Below are 1192 nucleotides of genomic sequence, written 5' to 3'. Positions count from 1 at the left end.
GTCCCCCTTGTCCCCCTTGTCCCCCTTGTCCACTCCCCAGTCCCCAATTGAATATGCAACGTCCAATTTTATACATTGCCATCACTAATCACGGCTTTGGTCATGCTACCCGCACTGCATCTGTAGCGGCAACAATTCAAAAGTTATGTCCAGAAGTTTTGTTAATTATGGTGACGACTGCACCCCGATGGTTGCTAGAATGCTATATAGAAGGAGATTTTATTCATCGTCCCCGCGCATTTGATTTGGGTGTTGTGCAAGCAGACAGCTTGACAATGGATAAACCAGCCACTTTGGAAAAGTTGCTGGAAATTAAGAAAAATCAGAATTCGTTGATTGCCTCAGAAGTCAACTTTATTCGCCAAAATCGCGTTAATCTGATTTTGGCAGACATTCCCTTTCTCGCTTCCTTGATTGGCAAAGCAGCTGATATTCCTTGTTGGATGATGAGTAACTTTGGCTGGGACTTGATATATCGAGATTGGGGAGGGGAATTTATAGAAATTGCCGATTGGATTAGTGAATGTTATTCAAAGTGCGATCGCTTGTTTCGTCTTCCCTTCCACGAACCGATGCAAGCTTTCCCAAATATCACAGATGTAGGTTTAACCGGTGGTTCTCCTCATTATCCGGCAGATGAATTACGATCTACTTGGGGAATAACTGCCCCAATAGAAAAAACTATTTTACTCACTTTTGGTGGCTTGGGTTTGCAGCAAATTCCTTATGAAAATCTGCGACAATTTCCAGATTGGCAATTTATCGTCTTTGATAAATCTGCCCCAGATTTACCTAATTTTGTCAAAATAACTGATAAAAAATACCGACCTGTAGATTTTATGCCGATTTGTGGACGAGTTGTTTCTAAACCTGGTTTTGGCACTTTTGCTGAAGCCACACGATTAGGAGTGCCAATTGTTTCACTAACTCGTGATGACTTTGCCGAAGCTGCTTTTCTATTAGAAGGTATTATTAATTATCATCAGCATCAAATCCTCACTCCTAGAGAATTTTTTGCCGGTAATTGGGACTTTCTCAATCAAGTACCCCAGCAACCAAAGCAATCTCAACCTGTTGCTAAAGATGGCAATGAAGCTATAGCTAAATCGGTAATTAATTACTTACAACAACTTAAAAACTTGCGTTGCTAATTTTAAATAGACATCTCCGGAAAAGATGTAGAGACTTCGTA

At 40.7% G+C, this 1192-nt stretch carries 1 protein-coding gene; it reads left to right on the top strand.

Translation table 11 applies throughout. The features are described 5' to 3' along the window. Nucleotides 1-53 precede the first annotated feature (53 nt). Nucleotides 54-1151, top strand: a complete 1098-nt coding sequence (locus tag OGM63_RS26780) for a glycosyltransferase family protein (protein WP_263748760.1) — start codon at nucleotides 54-56, stop codon at nucleotides 1149-1151. Nucleotides 1152-1192 lie beyond the last annotated feature (41 nt).

The organism is Plectonema radiosum NIES-515 (genome assembly GCF_025753815.1).
Lineage (GTDB): Bacteria > Cyanobacteriota > Cyanobacteriia > Cyanobacteriales > Nostocaceae > Hassallia > Hassallia radiosum_A.
Note: the sequence above shows the minus strand (reverse complement) of the source record. Positions and strands in the feature narration are given on the sequence as shown.